This is a genomic window from Salinivibrio siamensis (assembly GCF_001996005.1).
GTDB classification, from domain to species: Bacteria; Pseudomonadota; Gammaproteobacteria; order Enterobacterales; family Vibrionaceae; genus Salinivibrio; species Salinivibrio siamensis.
In genome coordinates this window covers 22,453-40,443 of the sequence record NZ_MUFB01000022.1, presented here as the reverse complement: position 1 = coordinate 40,443, position 17,991 = coordinate 22,453, and the positions used below count along the sequence as shown (strand labels likewise).

The 17,991-nt window shown below is 48.6% G+C and carries 16 protein-coding genes and 1 pseudogene; 13 read left to right on the top strand and 4 right to left on the bottom strand.

Features of this window, described 5'->3' with window-relative positions; all coding sequences use genetic code 11:
* Positions 1 to 25: 25 nt before the first annotated feature.
* Positions 26 to 2,110: a M13 family metallopeptidase gene (locus BZG73_RS11875; RefSeq protein WP_201247903.1), complete on the top strand. Its 2,085-nt coding sequence runs from the start codon at positions 26 to 28 to the stop codon at positions 2,108 to 2,110.
* 156 nt (positions 2,111 to 2,266) lie between these two features.
* Here BZG73_RS11875 and BZG73_RS11870 read toward each other — a convergent pair whose 3' ends face one another.
* Positions 2,267 to 3,589 (bottom strand): IS4 family transposase, encoded by a 1,323-nt coding sequence (locus tag BZG73_RS11870; RefSeq protein ID WP_077668403.1) that lies wholly within the window; start codon positions 3,587 to 3,589, stop codon positions 2,267 to 2,269.
* Between the two features lie 96 nt (positions 3,590 to 3,685).
* On the opposite strand from BZG73_RS11870, the gene rimJ reads away from it, so the two are divergent.
* The 10 genes and pseudogenes from rimJ (at position 3,686) to betA (ending at position 9,682) form a co-directional block, all read left to right on the top strand.
* Positions 3,686 to 4,171 carry a ribosomal protein S5-alanine N-acetyltransferase gene (gene rimJ / locus BZG73_RS11865; RefSeq protein WP_077668402.1) on the top strand — a complete coding sequence of 162 codons (486 nt, stop codon included), beginning with the start codon at positions 3,686 to 3,688 and terminating at the stop codon, positions 4,169 to 4,171.
* Between the two features lie 163 nt (positions 4,172 to 4,334).
* Complete coding sequence (locus tag BZG73_RS11860) at positions 4,335 to 4,550, top strand: DUF4177 domain-containing protein (RefSeq protein WP_021022754.1); 216 nt, start codon at positions 4,335 to 4,337, stop codon at positions 4,548 to 4,550.
* Positions 4,550 to 4,774 carry a membrane protein insertion efficiency factor YidD gene (gene yidD / locus BZG73_RS11855; protein WP_077668401.1) on the top strand — a complete coding sequence of 75 codons (225 nt, stop codon included), beginning with the start codon at positions 4,550 to 4,552 and terminating at the stop codon, positions 4,772 to 4,774. Before BZG73_RS11860 ends, yidD begins: the two co-directional genes overlap by 1 nt.
* A complete protein-coding gene (locus BZG73_RS11850) occupies positions 4,774 to 5,166 on the top strand; it encodes a hypothetical protein (protein WP_046073042.1) in 393 nt (130 codons plus the stop codon). The genes yidD and BZG73_RS11850 overlap by 1 nt, the downstream gene beginning before the upstream one ends.
* Positions 5,167 to 5,274: 108 nt before the next feature.
* Positions 5,275 to 5,802: a nucleotidyltransferase family protein gene (locus tag BZG73_RS11845; protein ID WP_046073043.1), complete on the top strand. Its 528-nt coding sequence runs from the start codon at positions 5,275 to 5,277 to the stop codon at positions 5,800 to 5,802.
* A 100-nt stretch (positions 5,803 to 5,902) separates the two neighbouring features.
* On the top strand, positions 5,903 to 6,307 hold the full coding sequence (locus tag BZG73_RS11840) for a GNAT family N-acetyltransferase (RefSeq protein WP_327295098.1): 405 nt from the start codon (positions 5,903 to 5,905) through the stop codon (positions 6,305 to 6,307).
* Positions 6,308 to 6,315: 8 nt separating this feature from the next.
* Positions 6,316 to 6,486, top strand: a pseudogene (locus tag BZG73_RS16180) (delta-class carbonic anhydrase); the annotation flags it as partial.
* A 12-nt stretch (positions 6,487 to 6,498) separates the two neighbouring features.
* A complete protein-coding gene (locus BZG73_RS11830) occupies positions 6,499 to 6,951 on the top strand; it encodes a GNAT family N-acetyltransferase (RefSeq protein WP_077668398.1) in 453 nt (150 codons plus the stop codon).
* Between the two features lie 196 nt (positions 6,952 to 7,147).
* A complete protein-coding gene (locus BZG73_RS11825) occupies positions 7,148 to 7,882 on the top strand; it encodes a FadR/GntR family transcriptional regulator (protein WP_077668414.1) in 735 nt (244 codons plus the stop codon).
* Positions 7,883 to 7,990: 108 nt separating this feature from the next.
* Complete coding sequence (betA, locus tag BZG73_RS11820; RefSeq protein ID WP_077668397.1) at positions 7,991 to 9,682, top strand: choline dehydrogenase; 1,692 nt, start codon at positions 7,991 to 7,993, stop codon at positions 9,680 to 9,682.
* 93 nt (positions 9,683 to 9,775) lie between these two features.
* On the opposite strand, the gene BZG73_RS11815 is transcribed toward betA, so the two are convergent.
* From BZG73_RS11815 to BZG73_RS11805, 3 genes are read right to left on the bottom strand one after another with little or no spacing between them, the layout of a single operon-like run.
* The gene (locus BZG73_RS11815) at positions 9,776 to 11,734 is read right to left on the bottom strand and encodes a PAS domain-containing sensor histidine kinase (protein WP_077668396.1); all 1,959 of its coding nucleotides are present in this window, start codon (positions 11,732 to 11,734) and stop codon (positions 9,776 to 9,778) included.
* 15 nt (positions 11,735 to 11,749) lie between these two features.
* Positions 11,750 to 13,708 carry a sensor histidine kinase gene (locus tag BZG73_RS11810; protein ID WP_077668395.1) on the bottom strand — a complete coding sequence of 653 codons (1,959 nt, stop codon included), beginning with the start codon at positions 13,706 to 13,708 and terminating at the stop codon, positions 11,750 to 11,752.
* A 55-nt stretch (positions 13,709 to 13,763) separates the two neighbouring features.
* Complete coding sequence (locus BZG73_RS11805) at positions 13,764 to 15,308, bottom strand: response regulator (protein ID WP_077668394.1); 1,545 nt, start codon at positions 15,306 to 15,308, stop codon at positions 13,764 to 13,766.
* Positions 15,309 to 15,690: 382 nt separating this feature from the next.
* Here BZG73_RS11805 and BZG73_RS11800 point away from each other — a divergent pair, with 382 nt between their 5' ends.
* Positions 15,691 to 17,574, top strand: a complete 1,884-nt coding sequence (locus BZG73_RS11800; protein WP_046073051.1) for a methyl-accepting chemotaxis protein — start codon at positions 15,691 to 15,693, stop codon at positions 17,572 to 17,574.
* Between the two features lie 88 nt (positions 17,575 to 17,662).
* Positions 17,663 to 17,956, top strand: coding sequence for a DUF3955 domain-containing protein (locus BZG73_RS11795; protein ID WP_077668393.1), 294 nt, complete (start codon positions 17,663 to 17,665; stop codon positions 17,954 to 17,956).
* Positions 17,957 to 17,991: the final 35 nt, after the last annotated feature.

Genomic DNA, 17,991 nt, shown 5'->3' with positions numbered 1-17,991 from the left:
GTTATGGAAGGAATTAGGTAAACGAATGATGAAAAATAAACCAGTCAATCGAGTGCGATTAAAACGCGCCGCGATGGGGGTCGCGCTTGCACTAGGTGTAATGAGCTTGGTGCCTGGCCAGGTGTACGCTGCTGACACCACACACGCTGAAGTGCAGCGCGAATCAGGTCTGTATCTAAAAGACTTTGATCGTTCGGTTCGCCCGCAAGATAACTTGTTTCGTCACGTCAATGGCACTTGGTACGACCAAACCCAAATCCCCAATGATATGTCCAGCTATGGTGCGTTCCGTATCTTGGCTGAAGAAAATGAAAAGCGCTTGAAAGGGATCATTGATGAGCTGGTGGCGCGTGATGATCTCAAGCCTGGCTCCAACGAGCAAAAGCTACGTGATTTTTATCTTAGCTATATGGACCAAGATAAAATTGATGCCTTGGGGGTGACGCCAATCAAACCTGAGCTCGATCGTATTGCCGCGATTTCCTCGAAGCCTGCGCTGATTTATGCGATGGCCGATTTGCGACAAGTTGGCGTTGGGATCCCGTTTAGTTTTTATGCGTGGGCCGATGCGAAAAATCCGGACTATAACGCCCTGTATCTGAGCCAAAGCGGGTTGGGGTTGCCGGATAGAGACTATTATTTCCGCGACACCGAGGATGCTGAGCGTATTCGCACCGCTTATAAACGCTATCTCGAAGACATGCTGCGCTTAGCGGGCTACGATCAGGCCAAGCAACGCGCTGCCCGTATTTATCAGTTAGAAAAAACACTGGCAGAGCACCATTGGACACGCGCCAAACGCCGTGACGCGCAAGCCACCTACAACAAAATGCCCATTGAGGCGCTCAACCAGTTGATGGGTGAGTTTGATTATGCACGTTTTGCCAAACGCGCGGGTATCGACAAAGCCGGTGAGGTTGTGGTGCGCATGCCATCTTATTTTGAGGCGCTAGGGCAGGTGTTTGAGCAAACCAGCCTGCAAGCGTGGCAAGATTATCTCACCATTCGTACCCTCAATGCCTTTGCACCGCGCCTTAACCATGAGCTGGTTGAACGTCAATTTGCGTTCTACTCCAAAACCCTCAATGGTATTCCTGAACAGCGTGACCGCTGGAAGCGGGTCGTACAAGCCACCGAAGGGGTGTTGGGTGAAGCGCTCGGCCAAGAATATGTCGCGCGCTACTTTCCACCGCAAGCCAAAGCGCGTATGGAAACCATGATTGATAACCTGCGTGCTGCGTTTAAAGACTCGATTGAATCATTATCGTGGATGAGTGATGAAACCAAAGCGAAAGCGTTGGATAAGCTGAGTAAATTCACGCCTAAAATTGGCTATCCAGAGCAATGGGAAGATTACAGCGCGCTGACTATCAACGCCGATGACTTGATTGGAAATAGCAAGCGTGCCGCAAGCTGGGGCTATCAAGATATGTTGTCGCGGATTGGTGCGCCGGTTGATCGCAAAGAGTGGGGCATGACTCCGCAAACGGTCAACGCTTATTACAGCCCAACCGCCAATGAGATTGTGTTCCCCGCCGGGATCTTACAACCGCCGTTTTTTGATATGAATGCGGATGACGCCGTGAACTATGGCGGTATCGGTGCAGTGATTGGTCATGAAATGGGACACGGTTTTGATGATCAGGGCTCGCGTTATGATGGGGATGGTAACCTTGCAAATTGGTGGACAGATGAGGATCGCGCGCGCTTTGATGCTCGCACCCAAAAGCTGGCTGAGCAATTTAGCCAGTTTGAACCATTGCCAGGCTTGTTCATTGACGGCAAAGTGTCCTTGGGTGAGAACATTGGTGATTTAGTCGGTTTGACTACCGCCTTCCGCGCCTATCAAAAATCGTTGCACGGTGAACCGTCTCCTGTGATGGACGGGTATACCGGCGAGCAGCGATTCTTCCTCAGCTGGGGGCAGATTTGGAAAATGAAAATGCGTGATGATGCGCTGCGTGAGCGCGTGTCACTGGGCCCGCATGCGCCACCAAAGTATCGAGTGCTGGGTGCGCCGCGTAATGTGCCTGCGTTCTATGAAGCCTTTGATATTAAAGAAGGGGATGGCATGTATTTACCCGAAGATCAGCGGGTGAATATCTGGTAGTCTCTGATGCCGCCTCCAAGGCGGCATTTTTTATAGAATTTAGTACTGTCCGTCGCGCCAATCGATGCAAGGAGGCCCAAGTGCTAAGCACGCCAAGGACGAGATTAGTTTTACTTCCCCCAGAAAAAGCCGACCTGATGGCGTAATGCATGTGAATTAAGCTGAGTTACGTCTTTTAGAAGGCCTAGTCGCATAGCGATTGGGCCTTTTCTTCACTGCTCTTGGATATGTCCTCTCTCGCCTCTCTGGAAGTACAAAGCTCTCTGCCATGTCGAGAATATATCGGAGCACTTCTGGATATCTTCCAGGTGCGACAGCCGGGAGCATCTGCAACTGACTCACCAAAAATATCGATGCCTGCTTAAAGCCTATTTGGTATGGCATTACCGTGTTCAATGAATACGCCATCTGACACATCATAAAACGCAGCAGGTTGTAGGCGAGCAACATCCCCCAAAGCTCCTGTTTAACTAACTCCGGCGTTTTACTTCTTAGCGTAAGGCTATTTTGAAGCATGTACTGCTTCATCTCTCGATAGCCTAATTCGATTTCCCAACGATGACTGTAGAGCTCTGTAATATCTGCCCCTATGTACCGCTTGGGGTCGGTCATTGACGTCAGCAGTTTGACCTCTTTCCCTTTGATCTTGGTGGTAATGAGTCTCGCCTCCAGTGTATCCGGCGCATCAGCCCATTTTTTTTTCGCTTGAGCAGTTAGCGAGAGTTCAATCAACTCCTGACCACGCCCCAGTTTTCTCAATGTCTTATATTTCGCCCCTTTTCGTAGCGGAATTAGCCAGTGCCTCTCCTTACCTTGGCTTTGCCAACGATGGAGAAGCCCTAAGGCATAAAAGCCTTTGTCAAACAGAGTGAGGCTATTATCTGGGGCTTTATCGATAAGCTGAGCGGTGAGGTCAACCTCACTGACGGAGACGGAGTCAAAGGCCGCACTGTTAAGCAGATGGCTCGTTAATTCCATGTGGCAGACCATGCGAACTTGAGGATAATCTGACGTTGTTGTTTTATTACCAGTTCGGCTAAAAGCCTTATCGTTGTCGGCCGTATCTGGTGTTCGCCAAACCACGCCATCAACAGCATGTAAAGTGAGTCCGTACCAGTCAGGGTGTGGGGTCTTCTCATGCCACAATTGCTGAGTTTGGTTGAACACCGCTTCTACCGGCTCATGCCCTAACTTCTTACGGGCATGGATAACCGCACTCGGCGCAACAAAGGGTTTCTTGCCCGGCAGCAATATATCTAGCTGAGAGACCACCTTACTCATCGATAGATGGCGATAAAGTGACATGCCCACAACGCTCCATACCATCAATTCCATGGGGAGCCTACGCTTACGAATCGTCGTGACGCCTGTGTCCTCAAGACATTGATGAATGAGTTCAGGACAAAGAAGATCGGATAGACCATTGAGTTGGTCAGCAGAGAATTGATGTATTCGGTCGAGGGCTTGTCTTAAGAACATAAAAAAATCCGAGTGTGAAGAAACACTCGGATTTTGACACCGTCTCAGGATCGTTCAACCGATCCTTTTTTGCTTAACTGATCGGCATTAGACCTGATGGCGCAGTTTTATCAGCGAAATCGTGCTCACCTTTCCCCATGGGAGCCCATACGTCCTGCCGCATTTTACCGCGAAGACTATTGGCAGCGCGCGCTGCAAGAGGCGAAAGACTTGTTTCAACAGCAGCAAGCCTTCAAGTTTGTGATTTTGCATCATGAACGGGACGATGTGATAGGGGTGTGCAATTTCACCAACGTGATTCACGGCGCCTTTCAAGCGTGTTTGTTAGGTTATGCCGCTGACAAGCATTATCAAGGCCAGGGCTACATGCACGAAGCCATCCAAGCAGGCATCCGTTTTGTGTTTGAGCAGGTTGGGTTGCACCGTGTGATGGCCAACTATATTCCCGATAATACGCGCAGTGAGCGGCTACTTACCAAGCTGGGGTTTGAGCGCGAAGGCTATGCTCGCCGTTACCTCAAAATCAACGGCCGTTGGCAAGACCATGTGCTAACCGCGAAACGTAATTCTTTGCTTGAATAGCAAGACAATGAGTAATTCGCGTGAACTGGCTTCAAAAAAATACACCTTTAATAATAAGTTTTTGAACAAACAAAAAAATTCTTACAAAATGTGCCGGTTTTTTGGCAGGGGTGTTCAACGATGACCACACCTGGTTATGTTGTTGTGAGTTTGAGGATAAAAGATGAGTAAGTTTACCGAGTATAAAGTCGTTCATATTGTTGAAGGTGGCTGCGGCACCTTGCTACTGGGCTCAAGTGGATTACCGTTGCAACGCTTAGAAGCAGAGCTAAACCAGTATGCACAAGACGGCTGGCAGGTTGTTTTTCAAGTTATTGAAAAGAAACGTTATATGCTATTCTGGCAACGTGAAGCGGTGATTGTGACTTTGGGTCGCTAATGCTCAAGTATTTGTCTCTCTCTTTGATCCACCGCTATCAAGAAAAAGGTGGATCAAAGAAACTGTTTAATATTGAGTGTAACTTCGAGCCGACGTGCTCGGAGTATACACGCCAAGCCATTGAAAAATACGGCGTAATCCGTGGCTGGCAACTTGGTTTGGCGCGCATTCGCCGCTGCAATAACCCCAATGCGCTAGAAAAAATTTACGATGAGGTGCCTTAATGCGTTTTACCCAACCAATAGAAGCGCTAGAAGCACAAGAGGTCGAACTTAAGCAACAGGTAAATGGCTTAACTCAAAGCCAGAAAAAACGCTTTTTTGCCGAGCAATCAAGACAGCTTAAAGATCCCGATACTTACGCGGCGCTGAATTGGGGATTCTTAGGGGGGATACATCATCTTTACTTGCGAAAGTATGGGTTGTTTGTCGTAGAATGTACGCTGTTGGTTATCGCCATTATCGGCTTAGTACTGAATCAGCCTTATTTTGGTTTGATTTTGGCGGGTTTAGTGCTATTTGAATTACCACAGCTGTTTTTTGCCCAGAAGATTGCCAGGCAGTACAACTACCATGTATCACGTGAAATATTTGAAGACATCCGCCGCGGTGGTTAACCCATGAAGCGTCGTCGGATCCGTAAACGTCATCAGCACCAGTTCTTTTTATGCCAGAAGACATACCGACGCGCCTTGATTGACTTGATTGAGGCAGATCCTGTTAGGATGCGTGCACTTCGCTGTGTTCAAGCCTTAAACCTCCCTCAGTGTTATATTGCCGCTGGATTTATCCGTAATTTGGTGTGGGATGCGCTTCACAAGTACTCGTCGAGTACACTTAACGATATTGATGTTGTCTTCTACGATCCTGAAGATACCAGTACAGAACGCGAACAATATTTAGAGCAGCTACTGCAAAAGACCATGCCAGAAATGACTTGGCAGGTACGTAACCAGGCGCGAATGCACGAGAAACACCAAGATCCTCCTTATGCAAGTACACTGGATGCGATGCGCTTTTGGCCAGAGAAAGAAACCGCGATTGCTGTTCGCCTTGATATGAACCAACGCTGCGAAGTCATCGCTGCCTTTGGGGTTCAATCTTTGTTTGAATTGAAGCTTAGCCATAATCCTGCCCGCCCATGGCAAGTGTTTCAGCAGCGCCTTGATGATAAACAATGGTTAACGCATTGGCCCAAACTTACAGTCACCACTCAGTGTTCTGTGGCTGCGAAGCCAATAGAGCACGAGTAAGCGCCAATAGGGTGCGCATGGGCACAGATTGTCCCTACTACACAGGGCATAATATGCCGTGTGTTGAACAGTATGGATAGCTAAGCCAATGAAATACCGCATGGATGCGAGCCCGAGTGACGACGATGTCGCTGCCATTCAACAGCAGCTACAGCAAAGCAACGCCCCTTTTTTGGCTGGCCTTCCTGAAGGCTCTCTTGCTGGCTATGCTTACAATGATAACGATGAACGCATCGGCGGGGTTGTGGCGAATACATGGGGGCAATGGCTATTGATTAAATACCTTTGGGTCGATGACGCCTTCCGTCATCGCCACGTGGGGAGCCATTTATTGAGTAATTTGGAAGAGTACGCCAAGGCGTCGGGCTGCAAAATGGCGTTTGTTGATACCTTAAGCTTCCAAGCCAAACCTTTCTACGAAAAGCATGGCTATCAATGTCAGATGACATTGGATGACTACCCGTTGAATCACGCCTTACACTTTATGACCAAACCGCTTAGTTGATCAAAATCTATTCGCACAAAGGCTCTCCTTTCCAAGTTACATGGCGTGTCCGTCCACACGTCAAGAAAGTTGATATTGCTAGTGTGCAGCGCTGGTGCCACGCGAATGTATTTGATGAGCATCATGCCCACGGTGTAAGGAATCGCGTGATCAACCCTGCACTGCTGTCAGGCCGATAATCAGGAGGAATCATGGTATCGACTTCCGAGACGTCACTTCGTTTACGTCGTATGCGACCAGCGGACACAGATGTCGTGCTTGATATCTGGTTAAGCGCGTCATTAACCGCGCATGACTTTATCAGCGAGGACTTTTGGTACCAACAGCGCGAGGCGATGCGATCAGCCTATTTGCCGATGGCGGAAGTATGGGTCGCTGAGCGAGAAGGGCTTATTGAGGGTTTTTATGCGCTTCATGACCATACATTAGCGGCGATTTTTGTGTCACCTAACAAGCAGGGACAAGGTGTGGGCAGTCAGTTGTTGATGCATGCTAAGCAACAAAAAACCGTCATTGATTTGACCGTTTACCAGAAAAACAAAGCTAGTTATGCCTTTTATCAGCGTCATGGATTTGTGGTCGACCGCGAGCAAACCGATCCCCATACGGGTGAACGAGAGTGGCGAATGGTTTACCAAAGTTAGTTGCCGTTTATATCATGTAAAAATCCCGCTTCGGTGAAAACCAAGCGGGATTTTTTGTTTTTATCAATTATATCAATACTATAGTGTCCTTTCCGATGATATTTAATGGTCGTACCAAAAGAAGAGTCGCTAGAGGGTATTTGACTTTATAATGCAAAAATTGCTAGTTTGGTACTACCAAATCAAAGGGGTAACCATGACGACATCCACCAGTAGCCTGTTTCACCCGGTCCAAATGGGCCGAGCGAGTGAAGATGTAGCATTGCAAATCGAGTCGGCGATTTTGTCTGAGGCGTTAAAGCCGGGGGATAAATTGCCCAGTGAGCGTGAACTGCAGCAACAATTTGGTACTGGCCGTGGTGTGGTGCGAGAAGCCATTCAGTCACTCAAGCAAAAAGGCTTGATTGAAATCCGTAAAGGCCAAAAAGGTGGTGCGGTAGTACGTCAGGTTGATGTGCATAACATTAGTGAATCACTGGCGCTATTTCTCAAGCAAAGCCATGTACAAGCAGACAAGGTGGCGGAGTTTCGTGAAACCGTTGATCAAAGCCTGGTGTTGCTCGCCATTAGCCGTGGTACCGACTCGCAAAAACAACAGCTCAGTGAAAGCGTCACAGAGCTTGCGGCACTTGCCGCTGAAAAGCCCCCGGATTTGGATCGCTTAGGAGAGCTCGATCGCGCACTGAACCTGCTGATTGCTGCGATGTCAGGCAACCCGATTTTTGAATGGGTGATGCATGCTATCCAGCAAGGGTTTAGTTCGCACGATTACGCCCTTTATCAGGCGGTAAAATATCGTCGCCAAACCGTGGAAAACTGGCAACAGACCGTTAACCACATTATCGCTGCCGAGCCGTTTAAGGCGCAGGCAACGATTAGCCACCACTATCGGTTGCTACAACAATGCATTGATGAACAAACATCAAGCTAATTATAAAATTTCAAAAAGGAAACCTCTACACAATCATACCCATTACCTGTGTTGCGACTGTTCCGGGCTAATGCCCTGCACACGGGAAGGACAAAATTTGGAGGTTTTATGGGACAGCAACAAAATTACGACTATATCATTGTCGGTGCAGGCTCGGCAGGCTGTGTTCTGGCGAACCGTCTAAGTGCTAACCCAGATAACAACGTATTGCTACTCGAGGCAGGGCGGCCAGACTATCGGTTGGATTTTCGCATCCACATGCCTGCCGCATTAACTTATTTGCTTACCGATAGCACTTACAACTGGCTGTATGAATCTGAGCCCGAGCCAAATATGCACAATCGTCGTATWGCACAGCCTCGCGGTAAAGTGCTCGGTGGTAGTAGTAGCATTAATGGCATGATTTATATTCGCGGCAACGCGTTGGATTATGAAAAGTGGGCCAACGAACATGGACTTAAAACGTGGGATTATGCCCATTGTTTACCGTATTTCCGTAAATGCGAAACACGTTTGGCCGGTCAAAATGATTATCACGGTAATAATGGCCCGCTGGCCATCACCACCGCGAACTGTGATAACCCTTTGTTCAGTGCTTTTTTTGATGCGACGCAGCAAGCGGGTTATCCGTTGACGGACGATGTGAACGGTTACCAGCAAGAAGGCTTTGGTATTTTCGATCAAAATATTTATCGAGGTCGTCGCCACAGCGCGGCTCGGGCGTACTTACACCCGGTGATGAACCGTAAGAACCTTACGGTGATCACTGGCGCGACAACAGACAAAGTGCTGTTCGAAAACAAAACCGCGATGGGTGTGGAATACCGTAAATGGGGACGGACGAAAACCGCGTATGGCGCCGAAATCATCAGCTGTGGTGGTGCAATCAACTCACCGAAGCTATTGCAGCTTTCAGGCATTGGCGATGAGACCATGTTGAAGAATTTGGGTGTTAAGCCTGTTCATCATTTGCCTGGGGTGGGAGAGAACTTGCAAGACCATCTTGAACTCTACGTGCAGTATGAATGTAAAGAACCGGTCAGCATGTATCCCGCGCTTAAGTTCCACAATCAACCGAAAATTGGTTTTGATTGGCTATTCCGTCGTAAAGGCGCAGCGGCCACCAACCACTTTGAAGCGGGTGGTTTTGTGCGAGGTAATGATGAGGTGGCGTATCCGAACTTGCAGTTCCACTTTTTGCCACTGGCGATCCGTTATGATGGCTCGGCACCGAACAAAGGACATGGTTTCCAGTTGCATGTCGGACCAATGAATACCGATGTGCGTGGCCATGTTAAAATTCGCAGCACGAACCCGGATGAGAAGCCAGAGATCTTCTTTAACTATCTCTCCACGCCACAAGAGCGTAAAGAGTGGGTCGAAGCAATCCGTGTATCCCGTGATATTATCGCCCAGCCGGCCTTTGATCATCTACGTGGCAAAGAACTCTCGCCCGGGAGCGCGGCGCAAACAGATCAGGAGATCCTCGATTTTGTGGCACGCGAAGGGGAAAGTGCTTATCACCCAAGCTGTACCTGTAAAATGGGATTGGCGAGCGACGAAATGGCGGTGGTCGATGAGTCACTCAAGGTACATGGCGTCAATAACCTGCGTGTGGTCGATGCCTCCGTGTTCCCCGCGATCACCAATGGCAACTTGTACGCGCCGACGATTATGGTGGCGGAAAAAGCAGCGGACATGATTATGGGGCACACTCTTTCACCAGCGAAAGATGCGGAATACTACCGCTACCTGCCTGACCATACTCCGGCACCGGAAAAAGACGCGGCGCTTGTCTAACTCCCCGTGTACGCGTTAACGACAAGAGCCAGTCTTGTGCTGGCTCTTGCTCATTATCTTTTCCTTGGTTCCGTGTTCTTATGGCTGAATCGGTTATTCAGTAGAACTTTCAGTTTGTGGCGCAGATGTTTCTGTCAAAAACTTAGGCAGGCTGAGCACCACGGTAACCCCCTGATTGATATTGGAATCGAAATGAAGTTYTCCTTGCAGTTTTTGGTGCACCAGATTGAAAACGAGATTGAGGCCGAGTCCCGACCCCCCTTTGCCGCGTGAGCTGGTGTAGAAGGGCTCAAAAATACGTTGGTGAAGTTCGGGCGCAACCCCGACACCATTATCGGTATAGCGGATTTCCACGATCTCACCTTTATCGGCAATACGAATGTGAATACGAGGATCATTAATCGTGTCAAAGGCATGGCGGACACTGTTCATCACCAAGTTGGAAATAACCTGGGTAAGCACTCCGGGCAGGCTACTCATAACAAGCTTAGCGTCGCCCTCGACGATAGGCACAACCGGTATTTTCTTGGTTTCGGGGCGCAAACTTCCCATTAATGCTTCAAGTGTTTGCACGGGACGGAATTGACTCCGATTTTCAGAGACTTGGTCGACCGCTGTTTGTTTGAAATCCCGAATTAATCGTGCGGCACGATTGAGGTTGTTCTCTAGCATATGCGTGCCATCCGTGACCTGTTTCATCACGGTGGCATACTGCTCACTGGTCAAGGTTTTTTGCTCGAATGCGCGGTTAAGTGTGGAAACCGCGTCTTTGATCACTGAATTAGCCGTTACCGCGATACCTAGGGGCGTGTTCACCTCGTGGGCAACGCCCGCTACCAAGCTACCCAACGCGGCGAGCTTTTCGGATTCTACCAGTTGATTTTGCGCGGCTTTAAGGTTTTCCATACTCTGCGCGAGATCCTGGGTTCGTGCTTCAACGGTCGCTTCTAAACTCTGGTTCAGTTGCTCGAGTTCCAACTGGGTCGTTTTAAGCTCGGTGATATCAATCGCGGTTCCGCGAAAGCCCGTGAAGCCGTGTTCGGTGAAATGTGCTATTCCTCGGAAAACAAAATAATAGGTGTGTTTGCCTAAGGTGATTTTTTCTTCACACATAGTGAAATCATCGTATGTGTCCAAACAGTTCAACAGTGATGTGCAGTGACTCAGTGCGGGTATTGACTTTATTTTGGGGTTATTTTCAATCGAGATCGCGAGCGCCGCTTGCATCGCTTCAGAGCAAAATGTCAGTCGCTGCGTGGCATCGGTCTCCCATAACCAATCTGAAGCGGCGTTAGTGAAATCAGATAACCGCGCCTGTTCTAAGGCGATATTCCTATAGAGGCTCGTCATCCGCAAGGTGATTTTATTGGCTTCGTCCGCCAGCCAATCGAGTTCATCACTTTTTTCCATGATGAACTTACGATGTTTCAACAGCAATGGCTCGTGGACAGGTTCGAGAGGATCAAAGCTAGCCAAGTGCTTGGTGATAGCAAATACACGTTGGCTGACGCTTTGGTGGAAGACCCATAAAATCAGCGAGCAGACAATCAGGGTTTTTATCCCGTTCAAAACGAGCGTAACGAGAAACTGCTGTAACAAGAGGTCATAGATTTTTTGCGCGTCAGATTCGACGCGTAAGGTGCCCAAATYAATGCGGCGATTGGTGTCGGGGTGGAAATAATTGAGCTCCGTCTGGCTGACCACATTACTGCTGGAAAGTGGTTTTCCTGCATCCAACACCACGCCATCAAACTCAATCGAGAGATAGTCGATATAGGGAAGGTTGACTAGGCCATCCAGTCGATTTTGCGCACTCACAAGGTCAAACACCCATAAAGACGACGCAATTAAGTCGGCGTGGACGTTTTGAATTTCCGCATGGCGGCGGTCAACATGGTCAAAGGCTTCCTCGTAATCCCATGATAGCTGCAGTAGCGTGGTTAATATGGTAAAAAAACCACTGAGTAGGACCATCAGCAGAATGATTCGGCGGCCAACAATACTAAAAAGTGGGTGCTTGAGACCTTGTTCAAACCTTTCTAGCTTTTCCATTCTATGCGCATCACCTTACTCTTTGCTTTCACTCGCGTAGCGGGCTATTTGGCTTGATAAGCTTAGGGGGATCAGAAACATAAACTTCACGCCTTGCCCGGGTGCTGATTCAAATTGCAGCTCGCCGCCTAGCTTTTGTTTGACGAGGTTAAAGACCAGATTGAGGCCAAGCCCTGAGCCTCCTCGCCCGCGTTTACTGGTATAAAACGGTTCAAAAATTCGATGGTGAAGGGATTGCTCTACACCACAACCATTATCTTGGTAACAGAGATAAAGGTGGTCTCCTTGTCTTTCAAATTCGATCGTTATTTTAGGGTTATCGGTCTCGTCAAAGGCATGGTTGATGCTATTCATCACGAGGTTAGAGACGACCTGGGTGATGACGCCGGGTAAGCTATACATGAGTATGTCAGGCTCGCCACTGACCTCGGGAGTCACCGGGATTTTACGGGTTTCTGGGTGTAAGCTGGCGACGAGTGCGTCTATTGTCTGTTTGACATCGAATTCGGTGAGCGCTTCTGATACTTGATCAACCGCGGTCTGTTTAAAGTCACGAATAAGGTGGGTCGCACGCTTGAGGTTGTTCTCCAGCATGATCACGCTGTCGTTCACTTGTTTAATCAATGAAGCAAACTGCGTGCTGGTTAACGTTTGTTCCTCAAACGCTTGATTGAGCGTGTGGGCGATATCTTTAATCACGGATGATGCGGTGACGGCGATGCCTAAAGGGGTGTTGACCTCATGCGCAACACCTGCCACTAGACTCCCCAGTGCCGCGAGCTTTTCCGACTCGACCAACTGTTCTTGTGCCGCTTTTAAGTGCTCCATATTCTCTTGGAGTTCACGGGTTCGCTCATCAACGGTTTCTTCTAGGTTATGGTTTAATGTTTCCAGTTCAAACTGGGCCGTTTTCAGCGCGGTGATATCGATGCCCGTGCCTCTGAAACCGCGAAAACCATCAATACCGTGATGGGCAAGCGCCTGAAAGACAAAATACCGGCTTTCACCCTCAACGGGTACGATTTCCTCACACATCGAAAAGTCCTGCTGTCGGTGAAGATTGGCCATGAATTGGTGACAACCGACAGCAGAAAGCAACTTGTCAAGGTGCGGATACTGGTTGGGATTAAGGTCAAACGCCAACCGCATCGGATCGGAGCAAAAGGTCAACTTTAGGTCGGCATCGGTTTCCCACAGCCAATCTGAAGAGACATGGGTAAAGTCAGACAAGCGCTCCCGTTCTAGCATAATATTACGATAGAGCGTGGACATATTCTGGGTGATTTTATTGGTTTCGGCTGCTAGCCAGTCGAGCTCGTCTTCTTTTTCCATGATGTAGCGTTTGCGGGGCAAGGTCAGCTTTTCTTCGTTGGGATCAAGCGGATTGTACTGACGTAAAAACTGCGCCACTTTAAACACGCGTTGGCTGACGGTATGGTGAAACACCAACAAAATGAGGTAGCAAACAATGAGTGTTTTTATTGCGTTCAATAGCAGTGTGATAAAAAAGTGTTGTATCAAATCATTGTAGATAGCGTTCGTATTGGACTCGACGTAGATAGTACCAATCCGTTGGATTTTTCCCGTATCGGGGTCGTCATACTCGAGCGGATACTCATTGACCATTTTACTCACGTCTAGGGGAGATCCCGCTTCAAAGAGGTAGTTCTCTGACCGCACGGCTAAATAATCAACATGTGGCAAGTTGATTAACCCATCAATGCGCTCTTGGACACTGGTTAAGTCATAGATCCAAAGCGAGCTGGCGAGTAAGTCGGCATGAATGTGTTCAATTTCATAGTGTCGGCTGTCCACCAGATCGAACGCTTCATCGTAATCCCAATAGGTTTGTAGCAAGGTGGTGAAAATGGTGAAAAAGCCACTGAGCAAAATCATGATCAGCAAAATCCGTCTTCCTACCAAGCTGAAGAACGGATTACGGATGCTGTCATCAAATTTGTGGCTTCGGCTCATGGACAGTTTGATCTGTTATATATCGTGATTAAGACCCAAGGCGTCATTGTTCCAATTAATCTGGATACGCGGCGCGGATAGCAATAAAATCGTCCCAATGCTCGAGCAGTAAATCGACCAGCTTGGGCTCGAAATGCTTGCCACGTTGAGCCACGAGCTCGTTGCGGATGTCATCATCACTCCACGCTTTTTTGTACGAGCGCTTCGAACCTAGGGCATCGAATACATCTGCCAATGCTGAAATTCGACCACTGATCGGAATGGCCTCGCCGGCGAGCTGATTGGGGTAGCCTGTTCCGTCCCATTTTTCGTGATGGGTGGCTGCAATCTCTTTGGCTTCGACGATCAGGCGCCGCTTGGAGTGGCTGAGAATTTCTACCCCGTACTCGACATGCTTTTTCATCGTCTCCCATTCATCAGCATCGAGTTTGCCCGGTTTGTGTAAAATAGCGTCTGGGATAGCGACTTTACCGACATCATGGAGGGGGGAGCCATGTTTCAGCAGCATGGTTTTGTGTTCGTCCAAACCATAGAGCTGCCCTAACTTTTCACAGAATAAAGATACCCGTTGTACATGCGCTCCGGTTTCTTTACTCCTCGCTTCCACCGCGTTTGCTAAGTTGTAAACCAGCTCTTTGGAGGTCTCACGCAAATCGACCATTAGGCTTAAGTTCTCAAACGTCAGTCCAATGTTTTGCATGTAAATTTTTAGCAAGTGCTGATCGAGCTCTGAAAGGGTTTTGTCATGGTTGACATACAGCAAAAACTCGACATCTTCATCATCGCGGTGGAAAAGCACAAATCCGTCGTCGAATTGGATGCTTTTCTGTGCTTCAAGCGCTTGCTTGCAACGGTTTGAGACATTGCTAGGCAGTTTATCAAAGGCGCATTCCGTGTAGCAGTTTACATACTCCCCCGTCGCCGCCAGGGTGAGTGCACGAGATTCTTCTGCCCCCGGGCGAGGTTGTACCACACAATAAAACGCAGAGTCGTGGATATAGAGAAGGGATGTGAGCTGCTCGAGCACCGCGGTGGCGTAGTGTTGAAGATTGGTGGTGTTTTGCACATTGGCCGATGCTTCAATCACACGCCGCAACCCTTCTTTCTGCTCTTCAATCATGCAGAGGTCGCGGTAAGAACGCAGCATTGAATATAATAGGGTTTTGAGTTTTTGTGTGGTGAGCTCCGTTTTCTCTTTATAGTCGTCAATATCATATTCGCGGATCACCCGGTCTTCCGGTGCTTGTCCGGCTTGTCCGGTACGCAATACTAGGCGGATCAGGTGGTTATTCATTTCATCTCGAATATGCCGTACCAAATCCAAACCTGCGTGCTCGGTTTCCATTACCACATCAACGAGTGCCAACGCGATATCTGACTCTTTCTCCAACACTTCCCGTGCTTCCTGCCCAGAGAGGGCAGACAATATCTCTAAAGGGCGTCCTTGAAACGTGAATCCCGTTAGCGCGAGCCGTGTTACCTCATGCATCAGATCATCGTCATCAATCAGCAGTATCCGCCATGGCGCTGCATCAGATGCTGAATTGGTCTCATTAGACTTGGGAGATGCGCCGTCACGTTGATCTGCAAACAAGTCCATTCACTTCGCCCCTATTCGCGTTTATCTCAGTTAGTTAAAGCGTAGTTTAGGACTTTCAAAGTTGCGAGGAGAGGGCGAGTGATTGATACTTAAGTCACTTTCCTTGGTTTTGGGTTTGTTACATTTCTCTGATCTGGCGCAGTATGTGTGCTAACTGGGCTGCTAGCCTTGGAATAGACAAGCGATGGTCTCGAGGCTTGAACCCAGGTATGTTGCATGAAATTGGTCAATTTGTCGCCTTCTGACAACAGCTTGGGTAATTGTCTTGCACCATTGTTGTGATATACCTATCAGTTGTATGGCGCTTATTTTGCGGGTGGCAAATAACGCTGTTTTACTAAAAATCATTATTAAAACATTATGACAGACGAACAAGGCCGTTATGTTTAAAAAACTCTCCCTCAAACACAAGCTCGCGCTGTCGGCAAGTGTAGCCATCATTATCGGTGGTTTGCTCGTTGAAGCGTTATCGTTTCGCGCATCACTCTCCCGGCTGGACACCGAAGTGGCACAGCGATTGGAAAGTACCACTGCATCATACAATCAATATGTCTCTGATTGGGTCGCGTCAAAAGAGCGTGCGATGACCTCACTGACCAGTGAGGCCGATGAGAACAATATGGTCACTCACCTCAAGCAAGTACGCGATGCAGGTGGCTTTGACAATGTTTTTCTTGCCTACCCAGATGGCAGTCAGGATAACGCAAATGGTGTTGTGCTACCGCCGGGCAATGACGATCCGCGCAAGTGGGGTTGGTATATCAACGCCAAAGCGGACCCGTCGAGTGTGTTTATGGATAATCCGACGGTTGCTGCGGCAACCGGCGCCAATGTGGTGTCGTTAGGTAAAGCGCTCCAGTTCAACGGTGATACTTTGGTGCTTGGGGCGGATGTTGAAATTGGCGACATTATCGAAGGTCTCGAGAAGGTGATCTTGCCAGGTAATGGCTATATGTTTATCGCCAACAGCGAAGGCAATATTTTTACTCACGCCAATACCGAGCTACTTAACGAGCCAATTAATCAGCTAGGCTTGTCTTTCAGCACGGTGAAGTCTGCCATGAATTCGGGTGAGAGTGTGATGGCCGACGTGGGCGGGGCAGAAAGTGTGGTATATGCCAAACCCATTAAAGATACTGGATTAATCACTGTCACCGTTATTAACTATGACTCCTTAGTCGCGCCATTGTTTGATGCGGTGTGGGGGCAAATTGCAGTAACAATTGCCGTGGTGATTGCGTGTACGCTGCTATTTAATCTACTGGTGAATATTCTATTTAGACCGCTGACCAATGTCTCTAATGCCCTCGAGCAAATTGCTCATGGTAGTGGCGATCTCACTCAACGTATTGACGTTGAAAGTGAAGATGAAGTGGGGCAACTGGCGAAAAACTTCAACACCTTTGTTGGCAGTATGCATCAGTTGATTAGCCACATTCGCGAGCAAGCACAACAGCTGACATCACAATCGGATAGCAGTACGGAACGTGCGCGCCGCAACGTGGATGATATTAATCAGCAGCAGCAAGAAGTGACCATGGTAGCAACCGCCGTCACCGAGTTGGCGTCTGCGACACAAGAGATCGCCTCTCATGCTGAACATACCGCGAATACGGCGCAAGAATCGACCGCTAGTACCGATAACGGACGTGCGGTGGTCGAAAATACCAAAACATCGATCACCCGTTTGTCGGATGAGCTGAAACAGGCTAGCACTATCGTTGCCGAGCTAGATAAGCACTCGCAGGAGATTTCGACGGTACTATCGACGATTCAAGGAATTGCTGAGCAAACCAACTTACTTGCGCTAAACGCAGCCATTGAGGCAGCCCGCGCAGGTGAGCAAGGACGAGGCTTTGCCGTGGTCGCGGATGAGGTACGTATTTTGTCGCAGCGAACGCATGCCTCGACAGAAGAAATTAAATCCACGATTGAGACGTTGCAAACGACGACGGCAAGCGCGGTATCGACCATGGAGAGCAGCTCAGCGTTGGCAGGTGATTCTGTTTCTGATGTGGATAAAGCCACTGCCGCGTTGAGTGAAATTGATGCAGCGGTCAATCAGATCAGTGATATGGCGACGCAGATTGCGACAGCGGCAGAAGAGCAAACCCATGTGACGAGTGAGATCACACAAAATATCACATCCATCAAAGATGTCTCTGAGCACCTTGTAAGCAGTGCCAACGATACCTCGCAAGAGGCGGACAACCTGCGTAACCAAGCGACACAGCTGAGCGACAAGGTGTCGACATACAAGCTTTGAAGGACGCACAACCAACACGCTAAATGAATCGGCCGCTACCTACGCATCATGCAAGGTAGCGGTTTTTTTTGAAAAAAATGTGAGAGACATGGAACTTTTAGTGTTGTGGTCAGTCTCAGAGAGTACTGAAGCAACGAATATAGGTTTTATGTTAACCCTACTGCGACATTTTCGTACCTCGTTTATCCTCTTCCTCATCGGCACGGGTTGCCTGCTCGCCTTCAACCTTTCCACGCCACATGTTGCTGCTAACGGCAGTCTCAACGAACCTTTCGCATTCATCCCGCTAGCTTGGTTGTTTTTAGGGTTGAGTGCGGTCACGTTTGTGGCCAACATGGTGAGAACCATGCTAGGCATTAAACGGCAACACCTTGATTGTTAATGCTATGACAAACCTGTCGATTCATTGTTAATACC

Coding starts and splice junctions, on each gene's coding strand:
- BZG73_RS11875 (WP_201247903.1), top strand. CDS start 26: ATGATGAAAAATAAACCAGTCAATCGAGTGCGATTAAAACGCGCCGCG.
- BZG73_RS11870 (WP_077668403.1), bottom strand. CDS start 3,589: ATGTTCTTAAGACAAGCCCTCGACCGAATACATCAATTCTCTGCTGAC.
- rimJ (WP_077668402.1), top strand. CDS start 3,686: ATGGCGCAGTTTTATCAGCGAAATCGTGCTCACCTTTCCCCATGGGAG.
- BZG73_RS11860 (WP_021022754.1), top strand. CDS start 4,335: ATGAGTAAGTTTACCGAGTATAAAGTCGTTCATATTGTTGAAGGTGGC.
- yidD (WP_077668401.1), top strand. CDS start 4,550: ATGCTCAAGTATTTGTCTCTCTCTTTGATCCACCGCTATCAAGAAAAA.
- BZG73_RS11850 (WP_046073042.1), top strand. CDS start 4,774: ATGCGTTTTACCCAACCAATAGAAGCGCTAGAAGCACAAGAGGTCGAA.
- BZG73_RS11845 (WP_046073043.1), top strand. CDS start 5,275: ATGCGTGCACTTCGCTGTGTTCAAGCCTTAAACCTCCCTCAGTGTTAT.
- BZG73_RS11840 (WP_327295098.1), top strand. CDS start 5,903: ATGGATGCGAGCCCGAGTGACGACGATGTCGCTGCCATTCAACAGCAG.
- BZG73_RS11830 (WP_077668398.1), top strand. CDS start 6,499: ATGGTATCGACTTCCGAGACGTCACTTCGTTTACGTCGTATGCGACCA.
- BZG73_RS11825 (WP_077668414.1), top strand. CDS start 7,148: ATGACGACATCCACCAGTAGCCTGTTTCACCCGGTCCAAATGGGCCGA.
- BZG73_RS11810 (WP_077668395.1), bottom strand. CDS start 13,708: ATGAGCCGAAGCCACAAATTTGATGACAGCATCCGTAATCCGTTCTTC.
- BZG73_RS11805 (WP_077668394.1), bottom strand. CDS start 15,308: ATGGACTTGTTTGCAGATCAACGTGACGGCGCATCTCCCAAGTCTAAT.
- BZG73_RS11800 (WP_046073051.1), top strand. CDS start 15,691: ATGTTTAAAAAACTCTCCCTCAAACACAAGCTCGCGCTGTCGGCAAGT.
- BZG73_RS11795 (WP_077668393.1), top strand. CDS start 17,663: ATGGAACTTTTAGTGTTGTGGTCAGTCTCAGAGAGTACTGAAGCAACG.